The sequence below is a fragment of the Uliginosibacterium aquaticum genome, from assembly GCF_012972705.2.
Lineage (GTDB): Bacteria > Pseudomonadota > Gammaproteobacteria > Burkholderiales > Rhodocyclaceae > Uliginosibacterium > Uliginosibacterium aquaticum.
On the sequence record NZ_JABCSC020000001.1, the window covers coordinates 1,108,521 to 1,122,626 of the forward strand.

Sequence of the window (14,106 nt, forward strand, 5' to 3'; positions counted from 1 at the left end):
GATGTTTCAAGCCAGCGAAATCCAGCGTTTGATCGAGCAGGGGCTAGCCTGCGACACCGTGATCATCGAAGGTGATGACGGCGTGCATTTTTCCGGCATCGTCGTGAGTGCCGAATTCGAGGGCAAGATGCGCGTGCGCCAGCATCAGGCCGTGTACGCCACGCTGGGAAGCCTGATGGGCAACGAAATTCATGCCTTGCAGCTCACCACCTATACCCCGGCCCAGTGGGCCGAGTTGCAGAAAACCCTTTGAATTGAACCGGCCTGCGGGCCATTGAAGAGGAATACGGGGAACGAGTGGCAGGCAAGGGTTTGTAGCCTTTTCACCTCTCCTTCCCCTTTCACTGAACGACATGGACAAACTCCTGATTGAAGGCGGTGCCCGCCTGAGTGGTGAAATCAGCATCTCCGGCGCCAAGAATGCGGCTTTGCCGATTCTGTGCGCTGCGCTGCTCACCGCCGAACCGGTGACTTTCACCAATGTGCCGCAACTGAAGGACATCGGTACCTTGCTGCACCTGCTGGCCGATATGGGCGTGAAGGTTGAGCGCAACGGCGATACGGTGACCCTGAACGCTGCTGTGATCAGCAATCCGGTGGCGAGCTACGAGCTGGTCAAGACCATGCGTGCGGCGATCCTGGTACTGGGCCCGCTGGTCGCCCGTTGTGGTGAGACCAAGGTGAGCTTGCCCGGTGGTTGTGCGATCGGTGCCCGCCCGGTGGATCAGCACATCAAGGGGCTGCAGGCGATGGGCGCGGAAGTGTCGGTCGAGCACGGCTATGTGCTGGCAAAGTCGCCGCGTCTGCGTGGTGCCCGCCTATTTACCGATATGGTGACCGTGACCGGTACCGAGAATCTGATGATGGCGGCCTGTCTGGCCGAGGGCGTAACGGTGATCGAGAATGCCGCACGCGAGCCGGAGGTTGTCGATCTCGCCAACTGCCTCGTCTCCATGGGGGCACAGATTTCCGGCGCCGGTACCGATGTGATCCGCATCAAGGGCGTTGATCGTCTGCATGGCACCACACACCGCATCATGCCGGACCGCATCGAGACCGGCACCTATCTGTGCGCTGCGGCCGTCACCGCTGGTGATGTACGTCTGCTGAACACCTCGTCAGCTTATCTCGATGCTGTGGTCGACAAGCTGATGGATGCTGGCTGTGAGGTCATTTCGGAGCGCAATGCGATTCGCATCACGGCGCCAGCGCGCCTGAAGGCCGTGAGCCTGCGTACTTCGCCTTACCCGGCTTTCCCGACCGACATGCAGGCCCAGTTCATGGCTATCAACTGCGTGGCGGAGGGCTCGTCGATCATCCGCGAGACGATTTTCGAGAATCGCTACATGCACGCGGTGGAGTTGCAGCGTCTGGGCGCCAATATCAAGATTGATGGCAGCACGGCCTTCGTGACCGGCATCGAAAGACTGCAAGGCGCCACGGTGATGGCGACCGATCTGCGCGCCTCGGCGAGCCTGGTGATTGCGGGCCTGGTGGCGGAAGGTGAAACCACCATCGAGCGTATTTACCACCTTGATCGTGGTTACGAAAAGCTGGAAGAAAAACTGGCTGCACTCGGCGCGCGCGTGCGTCGCACCAGCTGAGGACGGGATTGTGAGCACTTACAACGGTATTACCCTAGCGCTTTCCAAGGGCCGCATTTTTGAGGAAACCTTGCCGCTACTCGCTGCGGCCGGCATCGAGCCAGTCGAGAATCCTGAGTCTTCGCGCAAGCTGATCATCGGCACCAATCGTGCTGATGTGCGTCTGGTGATCGTGCGCGCCTCAGATACGCCGACCTATGTGCAGTATGGCGCGGCCGATCTGGGCATTGCCGGCAAGGACACCCTGATCGAGCATGGTGGTGCTGGCCTCTACCAGCCGGTCGATCTGAATATCGCCAAGTGCCGCATGAGCGTGGCCGTGCCGGAAGACTTTGATTACGCGGCCGCCGTGCAGCGCGGCGCGCGCATCCGCGTGGCCTCGAAGTACATCAAGATTGCCCGCGAGCACTTCGCAGCCAAGGGCATGCACGTCGACCTGATCAAGCTTTACGGTTCGATGGAACTCGCCCCGCTGGTGGGGCTGGCGGACGCCATTGTTGATCTGGTGTCGACCGGCGGCACCCTGCGCGCCAACAAGCTGCGTGAAGTAGAGGAAATCATGCAGATCAGCTCGCGCCTGATCGTCAATCAGGCTTCGCTGAAGGTGAAGCGCGAGTTGCTCCAGCCGGTGATCGAGGCTTTTGCCGGAGCAGTCAAACCATGAGCCAGATCCGCCGCATGAACTCGGCCGAACCCGGCTTCATTGCCGCGCTTGATGCGTTGCTGGCCTTCGACAACAGCACGGATGTGCGCGTGGATGCGGCAGTCACCGAAGTGCTGGCGGCGGTGCGCGCGCGCGGCGATGCTGCCGTGATCGAGTTCACCAACCGCTTCGATCAGCTCGACGTGGCGGATATGGGGGCCCTTGAGTTGCCCAAGGCTGCGTTGCAGGAAGCGCTCGACAGCCTGACGCCCGAGCAGCGCAGCGCGCTGAACATCGCCGCGGCGCGGGTGCGGACTTATCACGAAAAACAGTTGCTGGAATCCTGGAGCTTCACCGAGCACAACGGCACGCGCCTCGGACAGAAGGTGACACCGCTGGATCGCGCCGGCCTGTATGTGCCGGGTGGCAAGGCGAGCTATCCGAGTTCGGTGCTGATGAATGCGATTCCGGCCAAGGTGGCAGGTGTGGCGGAGCTCATCATGGTGACGCCAACCCCGCGCGGCGAACGCAATCCTCTGGTGCTGGCTGCTGCAGCGATTGCTGGCGTGGACCGGGTGTTTACCATCGGTGGCGCACAGGCTGTGGCCGCTCTCGCCTATGGCACGCAGACGATTCCGCAGGTCGACAAGATCGTTGGTCCGGGCAACGCCTATGTGGCTGAAGCCAAGCGCCGCGTATTTGGCACGGTGGGCATCGACATGGTCGCAGGTCCGTCAGAAGTGCTGGTCATCTCTGATGGTTCGGGCAACCCTGACTGGGTGGCAATGGATCTCTTCGCCCAGGCCGAGCATGACGAAGTGGCGCAGTCCATCCTGCTGTGCACCTCGGAAGCCTTCATTGACGCTGTCGCTGCCTCGGTTGCCAGACTGTTGCCGGACATGCCGCGCAAGGAAATCATCGCTGCCTCGCTGGACAATCGCGGTGCCCTGATCAAGGTGGCAAGCCTGAACGAGGCCTGCGAGATCGCCAACCGCATCGCGCCGGAGCATCTGGAGCTGGCCATTGAAGATGCCGAACCGTGGGTCGAGCGCATCCGCCATGCCGGCGCGATCTTTGTGGGCCATAGCTCGGTCGAATCGCTGGGCGACTATTGCGCCGGGCCGAATCACGTATTACCTACCATGCGCAGTGCGCGTTTCTCCTCGCCGCTGGGGGTCTATGACTTCCAGAAGCGCACCAGCATCATTCACATGTCAGTTGCCGGTGCAGCTGAACTGGCCCCTGTTGCTGCGACACTGGCTTATGGTGAAGGCCTGCAGGCGCACGCGAAGTCGGCTGAATATCGCAAATAGAGCAACCCGGGTGAAAGGCTGCAGGCCGGATCCGGGTATGTGTTGTGGACGCTCCCGGGCTTTGCTTTGCTGCACCCGGACTACGGATCGATACGCCTGGATATGCCCGAGCTAAAACTCATTACGCCTGACTGGCCCGCACCGGAAAAGGTTCGGGCCGTTTCGACGACGCGCTGGGGCGGTGTCAGCACCGGAGCCTATGCTGCGTTGAACCTGGGCAAGCATGTTGGTGATTCACTTGAGAACGTGCTGGAGAATCGCCGTCGTCTGGTGGCCAAGCTGCCTATGGAGCCCTTGTGGCTGGAGCAGGTACACGGTACTACCGTCGTCAATGCAGCCTGTACATGCCCGGATGCGCAGGCAGATGCCAGCGTGGCGCGCATGAGCTACCAGATCTGCAGTGTGATGACGGCCGATTGTTTGCCAGTGCTGCTCTGTGATATCGCCGGCACAGCCGTGGCCGCAGCACATGCGGGCTGGCGGGGGCTGGCGGGGGGCGTGCTGGAGAACTCCGCGCGCGCCATGCAGGTACCGGCCACCTCGATCATGGCTTGGCTCGGCCCCGCCATCTCGCAGGCGCGCTTCGAGGTCGGTGATGAAGTGCGGACGGCTTTCCTGGCGCATACGCCCGAGGCAGCTGAGGCCTTCCTACCGGGTAAGGCACAGGGGAAATGGCAGGCTGATCTGTATCTGCTGGCACGGCAGCGCCTGGCTTTAATGGGGGTGACGCAGGTGTATGGTGGCGATCGCTGCACCTATGATGAAGCGGACGCTTTTTTCTCGGCGCGTCGAGACGGTACCCAGTCGGGGCGACAGGCTTCCCTTGTCTGGCTTGAATAGGGCGGACAGCCCGTCAGTGCAGTAGGGGGCAATAATGCTCTAGGGTAGATTGAGGTGCTGAAAGTTGGTTTGGTGCCGTATGTCTTTTTCCTCCTTGCTGAGCAGTGTTCTGCCGCTCGCAGCCCTTCTCTTTTTCTCCAATCTGGCTCTTGCAGAGGATGTTTTACGCCGTTTTGGTCCACTCCAGGATACGGGTGCCGCTGGGCATGACTATGCTGGACGGGTTCTGGATGAGGCGATGCGACGAACCAGGTCAAGCTATGGTGCATATCGCATCGAGACCCGGCAAGTGCCCATGGGGCGTGAAGAGCAACTACGCAAGATGCTGCTCGGTGACGAGGTCAATGTTTCGGTCGTCGCAACTCAGCCTTCTTGGGAGTTGCAACTTCTGCCGATCTATATTGCGCCGGATATGGGCCTGTCGAATTACCGGATTGCTTTGACAACTGCAGAAGTGCAGCCGAAGCTCAGCGCAGTAGGGAGTCTTGATCAGCTGAGAGCGTTGCGGGTGGGGGTGGGAGAGGCCTGGTCGTCACGGCGGGTGCTGGAGATTGCTGGCTTTGCGGTGTATACGGAGGAGAGTGCCAAGCCTTTGGTGGCTCGGCTGTTGGCAGGGAAAATTGATTACTTTCCGCGTGGCCTGAATGAAGTGTTTGCCGAGTTCGACGAGCTTCGATCAGTGTCTCCCAGTTTGCGTGTCGAGCAGGACATCCTGCTCAAGTTTCCTTTGCCGGGCTATGTGTTTGTTTCGCCAGCCCATCCGCGTTTGCACAAACGACTCACTGCGGGCCTCGAAAGCATGGTGCGGGACGGCAGCTTGTTACGCATGCTCAAGCGGCATTACGCAGATGTGTTCAAGCGTGCGCGCCTTTGCGAGCGGCGCGTATTCCTGCTTGATAACTACAATCTCCTTAACCCTAAGCCCTTGCAGCGCAAGGAATTATGGTTCGACGCCTTTGATCCCCGTAGTGGTGTGTGCAAGAAGACGCGCAAACTCAGCTGAGGATTTCCTTCAGTGCGGCGACCAATAGGGAGCATTGCGCGTCAGTGCCGATGGTGATGCGCAGAAACTGATCGATTCGCGGTAGCTTGAAGTGGCGCACGATGATGCTGCGGGCGCGCAGTGCCTGTGCCAGTTCGGCGCCATCGCGCTTTGGGTGGCGTGCAAAAATGAAGTTGGCGGCCGAGGGCAGCACTTCGAAACCGAGTGCCTGCATCTCGGTGCTGAGTGTTTCGCGGCTGGCGATCACGCGCAGGCGGGTATCCTCAAACCAAGCGACGTCATCCATGGCGGCCGCGGCGGCAACGATAGCCATGCGGTCCAGCGGATAGGAGTTGAAGCTGTTCTTAACGCGCTCCAGTCCCTCGATCAGGTGCGCCTGACCGACCGCAAATCCGGCCCGTAGCCCTGCCAGCGAGCGACTCTTGGAGAGCGTCTGGATGACCAGCAGATTCGGGTGGCGTCGGGTCAGACTCACGGCGCTTTCTCCACCGAAGTCGATATAGGCCTCATCGATGACGATTACCGCATCCGGTTGGCCTGTAGCGAGGCGCTCGATGTCTGCCAGGGGGAGCAGACGCGAAGTAGGGGCGTTCGGATTGGCGAGGATGATCGCGCCCGCTTCACGGCCGAGATAGTCGTCGACGCAAATGCCGAATTGCGCGTCCAAGGCCACGGTTTCGTAGGCGATGTCGTAGAGCCCGCAATACACCGGATAGAAGCTGTAGGTGATGTCCGGGAAGAGCAGGGGTTTGTCGTGTTTCAGGAGACCCATGAAGACATGCGCCAGCACTTCGTCCGAGCCGTTGCCGACAAATACGCAGGTAGGCTCCACGGCGAAAAAGCGGGCGACCGCCTGCTTGAAAAGATCGGAGTTCGGGTCCGGGTAGAGGCGCAACGCATCGCTAGCTTCGCTGGCGATGGCGGCCAAGGCCTTGGGCGAGGGGCCGTAAGGGTTCTCGTTGGTATTGAGCTTGACCAGATTGGCGATCTTGGGCTGTTCGCCCGGCACGTAAGGGGTCAGGCGATGAACAAGATCGCTCCAGTAGGCACTCATGGATTCATTCCGAGGGTTTCGTTGCGCGGCAATCACGGTCTTGCAGATGGTGCAAAGCCGCACCAATGCTATCATAGGGCTTACCCGGACGCCCTTGTGCCGGGCTTTCACTTCCTTCGACATGGGCCCCCGCCATGAGGCAAACCGAAGTCAGCCGCAACACTCTTGAAACCCAAATCACAGTAAGCCTCAATCTGGATGGCAGCGGTGCGGCCAAGCTTGCCAGCGGCGTGCCTTTTCTGGATCACATGCTTGATCAGATTGCCCGCCACGGCCTGATTGATCTGACTGTTGAGGCCAAGGGGGATCTGCACATTGATGCCCACCACACGGTGGAGGATGTGGGTATCACGCTGGGTCAGGCCTTTGCCAAAGCCGTGGGTGACAAAAAGGGTCTGCGCCGTTATGGCCACAGCTACGTGCCGCTGGATGAGGCCTTGTCGCGCGTAGTGGTGGACCTCTCGGGCCGCCCCGGGCTGGAGTTCAATGTGGATTTCACGCGTGCCATGATTGGTTCGTTTGATGTGGATCTGACCCGCGAGTTTTTTCAGGGTTTCGTTAATCATGCCGGCGTGACGCTGCATATCGACAACCTGCGTGGCAAGAACGCACACCATCAGTGCGAGACGGTGTTCAAGGCCTTTGGCCGAGCCCTGCGCGCAGCATGTGAAGTCGATGAACGTGCCGCTGGCGCCATGCCGTCGACCAAGGGCACGCTCTAAAGCCTCCAGAGGGGCTTTGCCCTTCACTCCTCACTTCGTCGCGAAGCTCACAGAAATGAAGATCGTTGTAGTCGATTACGGCATGGGTAACCTGCGTTCGGTTGCCAAGGCCATTGAAAAGGTGACACCCGCCAGTGCCAGTGTGCTGATCAGTAGCGAAGCCGCGCAGATCCATGCGGCAGATCGCGTGGTGGTGCCCGGCCAAGGCGCCATGCATGACTGCATGCGCGAATTCATGGGGCGTGGTCTGCGCGAAGCGGTGCATCAAGCTGCGCAGAGCAAACCTTTTCTGGGTGTATGCGTTGGCATGCAGATGCTCTTCGATCACAGCGAAGAGGGTGACACGCTGGGCCTCGGTTTCATCCCGGGGCAGGTCAAGCGCTTTGCTGATGGCATGAGCGGGCCGGATGGCTTGCGTCTGAAGGTGCCGCATATGGGCTGGAACCGGGTTGATCCCACGCGTGCTCATCCTCTGTGGGCGGGTATCGAACCGGGGGCACGCTTCTACTTCGTGCATAGCTACTACTGTCAGCCCGATGATGGGTCGGCGAGCGCGGCGACGACTGATTACGGCCTGCGCTTTACCTCGGCGGTGGCCCAAGCTAATATTTTTTCAGTTCAGTTCCATCCGGAAAAGAGCGCTGCAGCCGGCCTGCAACTGCTTTCCAACTTCGTGAACTGGCAGCCCTGAGCCTGACCCATAAGGAACGCCCGGATCCTCCGGAATCACTTCACCGCTTGCCTCCAAGCGCTTACGCCCCCTGAAAAATCATGCTGCTCATTCCCGCGATTGACCTCAAAGACGGCCACTGCGTTCGCCTGCGCCAAGGCGAGATGGAAGGTGCCACGGTCTTCTCCGAAGACCCTCGCGCCATGGCCCGGATGTGGCTCGATAAAGGCGCACGTCGCCTGCATCTGGTCGATCTGAATGGCGCTTTTGCTGGCAAACCCAAGAACGAAGCGGTCATCAAGGCCATCTGCGAGGAAGTCGGCGACGACATCCCGGTGCAACTGGGTGGTGGCATCCGCGATCTGGATACCATCGAGCGCTATCTGGACGACGGTATCAGCTATGTGATCATTGGCACTGCTGCGGTCAAGAACCCTGGCTTCCTTCACGACGCCTGCAGCGCCTTTCCGGGCCATATCATCGTTGGTCTGGATGCCAAGGACGGCAAGGTGGCTGTCGATGGCTGGTCCAAACTGACCGGGCACGACGTGATTGATCTGGCCAAAAAATTCGAGGACTACGGTGTCGAGTCCGTGATCTATACCGATATCGGCCGCGATGGCATGCTGTCCGGCGTGAACATCGAGGCGACCGTGAAACTGGCTCAGGCCCTGCGCATTCCGGTGATCGCCAGCGGCGGCATCACCGATCTGAAGGATATTGATGCGCTGTGTGCTGTCGAGTCTGAAGGCATCATGGGTGCCATTACTGGCCGGGCCATCTACGAAGGCACGCTGGATTTCGAAGCGGCTCAGGCGCGTGCCGATGAACTCAATGGCGAGGCTGACTGATCAATGCTCGCCAAACGCATCATCCCCTGTCTCGATGTCACCGCCGGACGTGTCGTCAAGGGCGTCAATTTCCTTGAGCTGCGCGACGCCGGTGATCCCGTCGAGATTGCACGCCGCTATGACGAGCAAGGGGCGGACGAGCTGACCTTTCTGGATATCACGGCGAGCTCCGACGAGCGCAACATCATGCTGCATATCGTCGAACAGGTGGCCAACCAGGTTTTTATTCCGCTAACGGTGGGCGGTGGCGTGCGCTGTGTTGAAGATGTTCGACGCCTGCTCAATGCCGGTGCGGACAAGGTCAGCATGAACAGCGCTGCGGTATACAACCCCGATCTGGTGGCCGAAGCCTCCGGCAAGGTTGGTAATCAGTGCATCGTGGTGGCGATAGATGCCAAGCAGACTGCGCCGGGCAAGTGGGGGGTATTCACTCACGGCGGACGCAAGCTCACCGAGCTGGATGCCATCGAATGGGCCCAGCGCGTCGAAAAGCTTGGCGCCGGTGAAATCCTTTTGACCAGCATGGATCGTGACGGCACCAAGATCGGTTTTGATCTGGCGCTGACCCGCGCAATCTCTGACGCGGTGAATATCCCGGTGATTGCGAGTGGTGGCGTGGGCAATCTGCAGCACCTCACGGATGGGGTGATCGAAGGTCGGGCGGATGCAGTGCTGGCGGCGAGCATCTTTCACTACGGTGAGTACACCGTTCGGCAGGCCAAGGAATACATGCGCGAACGCGGCGTGGAGGTGAGACTGTGAGCGAAGACAGCCGCTGGCTCAATGATGTGGTGTGGGATGAGCAGGGCCTGGTGCCGGCTATTGCTCAGGATGCGGATACCGGCGAAGTGCTGATGTTTGCCTGGATGAATCGCGAGGCGCTGGCGCTGACAGCTGAAAAGCGCGAGGCCGTGTATTGGTCGCGCTCCCGGCGCAAGCTGTGGCACAAGGGCGAGGAGTCCGGCCATACTCAGCGCGTACGCGAAATCCGTATGGATTGTGATGGTGATGTCGTTCTGCTGAAGATTGAGCAGGTGGGAGGCATCGCTTGTCACACCGGCCGCCGCAGCTGCTTCTTCCAGCGTCATCTGGATGGTGGCGGTTGGGAAGACGTCGAGCCGGTTCTGAAAGATCCGGCCGAGATTTACGCCAAGAAATAATCCTGTAAAAGGCCTCAGCCATGATTGATCCGGAAGTTCTGCAACGCCTGTCGGCGACGCTTGAAGCGCGGAAATCCGCACCGCCCGAGTCGTCCTATGTTTCCAGCCTGTACGCCAAGGGAACTGACGCGATCTGCAAAAAAGTGGCCGAAGAGGCTGCCGAAACCATCATGGCAGCCAAGGATGGGGATCTGCGCCACATCGTGTATGAAGTTACCGACCTGTGGTTCCACTCGCTGATCCTGTTGTCGCAGTTCGGTTTGTCGGCGGATGACGTGCTGGGCGAGTTTCGCCGGCGCGAAGGCATTTCAGGCATAGAAGAAAAGAATTCCCGCAAATCATGAGCGACTGTATTTTCTGCCGCATTGCCCGTGGCGAGATCCCGTCCGGCAAGGTGTACGAGGATGAGGAAATCCTAGCGTTCAAGGATATCCATCCGCAGGCGCCGGTGCACGTATTGATCGTTCCTAAGAAGCACATCGCAACACTTGCGGATGCTACGCCGGAAGATGCACCGGTTCTGGGGCGCATGCTCGAACTGGCTCCGCGCATTGCCAAAGAGTTGGGGGCGGGCGAGGGCTTCCGTACCATCATCAACACCGGACGGCATGGTGGGCAGGAGGTGTATCATCTGCACCTGCACATTCTTGGCGGGCAGCCAATGCCCGCCATGCTGAAATACTGAGGAGAGCTGCACATGGGTTCGTTGAGCATCTGGCATTGGCTGATTGTTCTGGTCATCGTTCTGCTGGTTTTCGGCACCAAGAAACTGCGCAATATCGGCGAGGATCTCGGCGGTGCGGTGAAGGGCTTCAAGCAGGGCATGAAGGAAGGCGCAGACGACAAGCCAGCGGAGAAGATCGCTGCTGCCTCCAATACTGTGGAAGGTGAAGCGCGCGAAAAGAAGGACTGAGCGGGAAGTCATTCCCGAGTGGGGGCGCGCGTGAGCGCCCCTTTGTTTTTGTGCTGCAGGATTGATCTGACAGGCCCGGCATGTTCGATATTGGTTTTTCCGAGCTTCTTCTCATCGGCATCGTGGCGCTGGTTGTCTTCGGCCCCGAAGAGTTGCCGCGTGTGGCGCGTACAGTGGGCCATCTGCTTGGCAAGATGCGCCGCTATGTTGCAGATGTGAAGTCCGACATCAGTCGCGAAATGGAAGCTTCCGAGATGAAGACGCTGGTGGCTGATGTGCAGGAGTCTGCGCGGAGTCTGCAAGCGTCCATCAACGAGCAGGCGCAGGCTTTTCAGGCTGAGCTGTCGGCAGGAGCTGCCGCTGTCGAGCAGGAAGTCAAGGCGCTGGCCGAACCGGTGGTGCAAGAGCTGCCCCCGCCCGCCGAGACTCAAGCCGTGGCCGTGTTGCTTGAGCAAGTGCCGGCAGAGACCGTGGCTGCTGAGTCCGATCTCTTCGCCTCTTCCGAGCCCACTCCGCCGCCCCAACGCGACGACAGTCAGCTCGATCTCTTCGGAATGCCTGTCGAGTCAGTGAAAGTGCACAAGGGGTGATGGGCGTGGATTCGCAAGAAAGCTTCATTTCCCATCTGGTCGAGCTGCGCAATCGCCTGATCTATTCCTTGCTGGCCGTGCTGGTGGTTTTCCTGTGTCTGGTGTGGTGGGCCAAGGATCTCTACGCGTTGATGGCAGCGCCTTTGCTGGCCGTACTGCCGCAAGGCGGGCAGATGATTGCGACAGACGTAGTGGGCGTCTTTCTGGTGCCGATCAAGGTGGTGGCTTGGCTCTCCTTGCTGATTGCTATGCCTTTCATCCTCTTTCAGGCCTGGTCCTTCATTGCCCCGGGCCTGTATGCCCATGAGAAGCGTCTGGCTTTGCCGCTGCTGGTCGCGAGCTGTCTGCTCTTCGTGTGCGGCATGGCTTTCGCCTATTTCATCTTTTTTCCGGGCATGTTCAAGGTCATGGCCAGCTTCACGCCCGAGGGCGTAGCTTGGATGACTGATATCGACAAGTACCTGAGCTTCGTGATGGGCATGTTCCTCGCGTTCGGTGCGACTTTCGAGGTGCCTGTGGCAGTCGTGCTGTTGGTTGCATTGGGGATCGTAACGACCGCCAAATTGGCTGAAGCGCGGCGTTTCGTGATCGTGGGGGCATTCGTGGTCGCCGCTGTTGTTACGCCTCCAGACGTTGCTTCGCAATTCATGCTGGCCGTGCCGATGTGCCTGCTGTATGAAGTTGGCATTCTAGTGGCGCGCATGCTGGAGCGCTCGCGCAGCTGAGTCTGCCGCCAGGCGTTCGAGCTGCGCCGGCTGGCTTTAGTCCTGTGCCGCTTGTGTGGGCAAAGGGCGCTGGGCGATCTGCAACACGGCTTCCATGGTCTTGCCCTTGCGGATGATGGCGGCCTTGGCGAGTTGGCCCGGCGGCAGGCTGGCGACGGTTTCAAGCACGCCGTGAGCGTTGTTGATGGCCTTGCCATCCAGCGCGATGAGCACGTCGCCCGCTTGCAGGCCGCCTCGAGCCGCCGGGCTATTGCGGGCGATGCCGGCAATCAGCGCACCTTTCTGCGGCAGTTGAAGGGCCTGGGCGAGTTCGGGCGTGATTTCCTGTACCTGAATGCCGATCCAGCCCCGGGTGACCTGCCCGTTCTTGATGATCTGCTCCATGATGCTGCGAGCAGTGCCGGCCGGAATGGCGAAGCCGATGCCCAATGAGCCGCCGGAGCGCGAGTAGATCGCAGTGTTGATACCGACCAGCTGACCTTTGGTATCGACTAGCGCGCCTCCTGAATTGCCGGGATTGATCGCCGCATCGGTCTGGATGAAGTTCTCGAAGGTATTGATACCAAGATCCGAGCGGCCCAGAGCACTGACAATCCCCATGGTGACTGTTTGTCCGACACCGAACGGGTTGCCGATGGCCAGCACCACGTCTCCTACGCGCACGCTGTCTGCCGTTGCAAAGCTGATTGCGTGCAGTGCTGTCTTGCTGTCGATGCGCAGTACGGCCAGATCTGTCTCAGGGTCACGGCCGACAATTCTGGCTCGGTATTTCTGCCCGTCGTTGAGGGCGACCTCGATGGTGTCCGCGGCTTCGATCACATGATTGTTGGTGAGGATGTAGCCTTCGCCGCTCACCATCACGCCGGAGCCCAGTCCCGAGCTGCGTTGCGGGGTGCGCTCGGGGGTGCCGAAGAAATGGCGGAAGAAGGGGTCGTTGAAGAGCGGGTGGCGGGGAGCTTCGATTTCCTTGCTGGTGAAGATGTGCACCACAGCAGGTAAGGCCGCTTGGGCCGCGTTGGCGTAGCTGTCCGCGGCGCGGGCCGGGCTGGGTGTTGTCTGGGCAGAGGATTGGAGTGCTGGCGGAGGCGCTTCGAAGAGCGTGGGGCGACTCACCCATTCGGGTTTCAGGGTTGTGATCACGAAGAGTACGCCCAGCGCGATGGTCGCGGTCTGGGCAAAAATCAGCCAGAGACGTTGCATAATTCACCGTTCGCAGACGCGCTGTCTGCCGTGATCAAGTGCAGGGAGAGTTGTCATGGACCGCCAGGAACTCCAGAGCATTCTGGATACGCTGCTTGAGTGCGGCCGCTTCAACGATTATTGCCCAAACGGTTTGCAGGTGGAAGGACGCGCCGGGATTGCGCGCGTGGTCTGCGGAGTGACGGCCAGTCGGGCGTTGATCGAGCGTGCCATTGCATTGCAGGCTGATGCAATCATCGTGCATCACGGTTGGTTCTGGAAGTCCGAGGACCCGCGTGTGACCGGGATTCGTCGTCAGCGCCTGGGGCTTTTGCTGGCCCACGATATCAACTTGTTCGGTTATCACTTACCGCTAGATGCGCATCCGGTGCTGGGGAACAATGTGCAGCTTGCACGGGTGCTGGGCTGGCAGGTCGAGTCGCCATGTGCGGAGCAGTCGCTTGTGTTATTGGGCAGCTTGCCGCATGCGATGCCTGCCGGTGAGGTGGCGCGCTCAGTGGCTGCCCGTCTCGCCCGTGAGCCGCTGCTGATCGCCGAGCCGCAACGTGTTGTCCGGCGTGTGGCGTGGTGCACCGGTGGCGCTCAGAGTTACTTCGAGCACGCGATTGCTGCTGGGGTTGATCTTTTCCTGTCTGGCGAAATTTCCGAGCAAACCGTGCACCTCGCGCGTGAAACCGGTGTGGCCTACCTAGCAGCAGGGCATCATGCCACCGAGCGATATGGGGTGCAGGCATTGGCGACGTGGTTGCAGCGCGAGCATGAACTGGAAGCGATCTTCGTGGATATCGACAATCCGGTTTGAGCGACCGGGTTTCCTC

The 14,106-nt window shown here is 60.1% G+C and carries 19 protein-coding genes; 17 read left to right on the top strand and 2 right to left on the bottom strand.

What is annotated here, in order from left to right:
* Position 1: 1 nt before the first annotated feature.
* The 6 genes from HJ583_RS05040 (at position 2) to HJ583_RS05065 (ending at position 5,403) form a co-directional block, all read left to right on the top strand.
* On the top strand, positions 2-253 hold the full coding sequence (locus tag HJ583_RS05040; RefSeq protein ID WP_101941667.1) for a BolA family protein: 252 nt from the start codon (positions 2-4) through the stop codon (positions 251-253).
* Positions 254-353: 100 nt separating this feature from the next.
* Entirely contained in the window at positions 354-1,604 is a 1,251-nt protein-coding gene (gene murA, locus HJ583_RS05045) for a UDP-N-acetylglucosamine 1-carboxyvinyltransferase (RefSeq protein WP_170020899.1), read from the top strand.
* Between the two features lie 10 nt (positions 1,605-1,614).
* On the top strand, positions 1,615-2,268 hold the full coding sequence (gene hisG / locus HJ583_RS05050) for an ATP phosphoribosyltransferase (RefSeq protein WP_170020900.1): 654 nt from the start codon (positions 1,615-1,617) through the stop codon (positions 2,266-2,268).
* Positions 2,265-3,560, top strand: a complete 1,296-nt coding sequence (hisD, locus tag HJ583_RS05055) for a histidinol dehydrogenase (protein ID WP_170020901.1) — start codon at positions 2,265-2,267, stop codon at positions 3,558-3,560. The genes hisG and hisD overlap by 4 nt, the downstream gene beginning before the upstream one ends.
* 39 nt (positions 3,561-3,599) lie before the next feature.
* The gene (gene pgeF, locus HJ583_RS05060) at positions 3,600-4,400 is read left to right on the top strand and encodes a peptidoglycan editing factor PgeF (protein ID WP_328824830.1); all 801 of its coding nucleotides are present in this window, start codon (positions 3,600-3,602) and stop codon (positions 4,398-4,400) included.
* Between the two features lie 79 nt (positions 4,401-4,479).
* Positions 4,480-5,403 (top strand): hypothetical protein, encoded by a 924-nt coding sequence (locus HJ583_RS05065; protein WP_170020902.1) that lies wholly within the window; start codon positions 4,480-4,482, stop codon positions 5,401-5,403.
* On the opposite strand, the gene hisC is transcribed toward HJ583_RS05065, so the two are convergent.
* Positions 5,396-6,457, bottom strand: coding sequence for a histidinol-phosphate transaminase (hisC, locus tag HJ583_RS05070; RefSeq protein ID WP_170020903.1), 1,062 nt, complete (start codon positions 6,455-6,457; stop codon positions 5,396-5,398). The two genes, HJ583_RS05065 and hisC, sit on opposite strands and share 8 nt — an antisense overlap.
* A gap of 134 nt (positions 6,458-6,591) precedes the next feature.
* Here hisC and hisB point away from each other — a divergent pair, with 134 nt between their 5' ends.
* The 10 genes from hisB to tatC all read left to right on the top strand — a co-directional run bounded on the left by hisB (position 6,592) and on the right by tatC (position 12,088).
* The gene (gene hisB / locus HJ583_RS05075) at positions 6,592-7,179 is read left to right on the top strand and encodes an imidazoleglycerol-phosphate dehydratase HisB (protein WP_101941222.1); all 588 of its coding nucleotides are present in this window, start codon (positions 6,592-6,594) and stop codon (positions 7,177-7,179) included.
* A gap of 55 nt (positions 7,180-7,234) precedes the next feature.
* Positions 7,235-7,870 (top strand): imidazole glycerol phosphate synthase subunit HisH, encoded by a 636-nt coding sequence (gene hisH, locus HJ583_RS05080; RefSeq protein WP_170020904.1) that lies wholly within the window; start codon positions 7,235-7,237, stop codon positions 7,868-7,870.
* Positions 7,871-7,950: 80 nt separating this feature from the next.
* Complete coding sequence (gene hisA, locus HJ583_RS05085) at positions 7,951-8,700, top strand: 1-(5-phosphoribosyl)-5-[(5-phosphoribosylamino)methylideneamino]imidazole-4-carboxamide isomerase (RefSeq protein ID WP_170020905.1); 750 nt, start codon at positions 7,951-7,953, stop codon at positions 8,698-8,700.
* A gap of 3 nt (positions 8,701-8,703) precedes the next feature.
* Positions 8,704-9,462 carry an imidazole glycerol phosphate synthase subunit HisF gene (gene hisF, locus HJ583_RS05090; RefSeq protein ID WP_170020906.1) on the top strand — a complete coding sequence of 253 codons (759 nt, stop codon included), beginning with the start codon at positions 8,704-8,706 and terminating at the stop codon, positions 9,460-9,462.
* Positions 9,459-9,860 (top strand): phosphoribosyl-AMP cyclohydrolase, encoded by a 402-nt coding sequence (hisI, locus tag HJ583_RS05095; protein WP_170020907.1) that lies wholly within the window; start codon positions 9,459-9,461, stop codon positions 9,858-9,860. Before hisF ends, hisI begins: the two co-directional genes overlap by 4 nt.
* A 20-nt stretch (positions 9,861-9,880) precedes the next feature.
* Positions 9,881-10,204: a phosphoribosyl-ATP diphosphatase gene (locus HJ583_RS05100; protein WP_101941217.1), complete on the top strand. Its 324-nt coding sequence runs from the start codon at positions 9,881-9,883 to the stop codon at positions 10,202-10,204.
* Positions 10,201-10,545: a histidine triad nucleotide-binding protein gene (locus HJ583_RS05105; RefSeq protein ID WP_170020908.1), complete on the top strand. Its 345-nt coding sequence runs from the start codon at positions 10,201-10,203 to the stop codon at positions 10,543-10,545. Before HJ583_RS05100 ends, HJ583_RS05105 begins: the two co-directional genes overlap by 4 nt.
* Positions 10,546-10,557: 12 nt before the next feature.
* On the top strand, positions 10,558-10,773 hold the full coding sequence (gene tatA / locus HJ583_RS05110; RefSeq protein WP_101941215.1) for a Sec-independent protein translocase subunit TatA: 216 nt from the start codon (positions 10,558-10,560) through the stop codon (positions 10,771-10,773).
* A gap of 80 nt (positions 10,774-10,853) precedes the next feature.
* The gene (gene tatB, locus HJ583_RS05115; RefSeq protein WP_170020909.1) at positions 10,854-11,363 is read left to right on the top strand and encodes a Sec-independent protein translocase protein TatB; all 510 of its coding nucleotides are present in this window, start codon (positions 10,854-10,856) and stop codon (positions 11,361-11,363) included.
* Complete coding sequence (tatC, locus tag HJ583_RS05120) at positions 11,363-12,088, top strand: twin-arginine translocase subunit TatC (protein ID WP_170020910.1); 726 nt, start codon at positions 11,363-11,365, stop codon at positions 12,086-12,088. The genes tatB and tatC overlap by 1 nt, the downstream gene beginning before the upstream one ends.
* Before the next feature lie 36 nt (positions 12,089-12,124).
* Here tatC and HJ583_RS05125 read toward each other — a convergent pair whose 3' ends face one another.
* Complete coding sequence (locus tag HJ583_RS05125) at positions 12,125-13,288, bottom strand: Do family serine endopeptidase (protein WP_170020911.1); 1,164 nt, start codon at positions 13,286-13,288, stop codon at positions 12,125-12,127.
* 55 nt (positions 13,289-13,343) lie between these two features.
* Here HJ583_RS05125 and HJ583_RS05130 point away from each other — a divergent pair, with 55 nt between their 5' ends.
* Positions 13,344-14,090, top strand: a complete 747-nt coding sequence (locus HJ583_RS05130) for a Nif3-like dinuclear metal center hexameric protein (RefSeq protein WP_170020912.1) — start codon at positions 13,344-13,346, stop codon at positions 14,088-14,090.
* Positions 14,091-14,106: the final 16 nt, after the last annotated feature.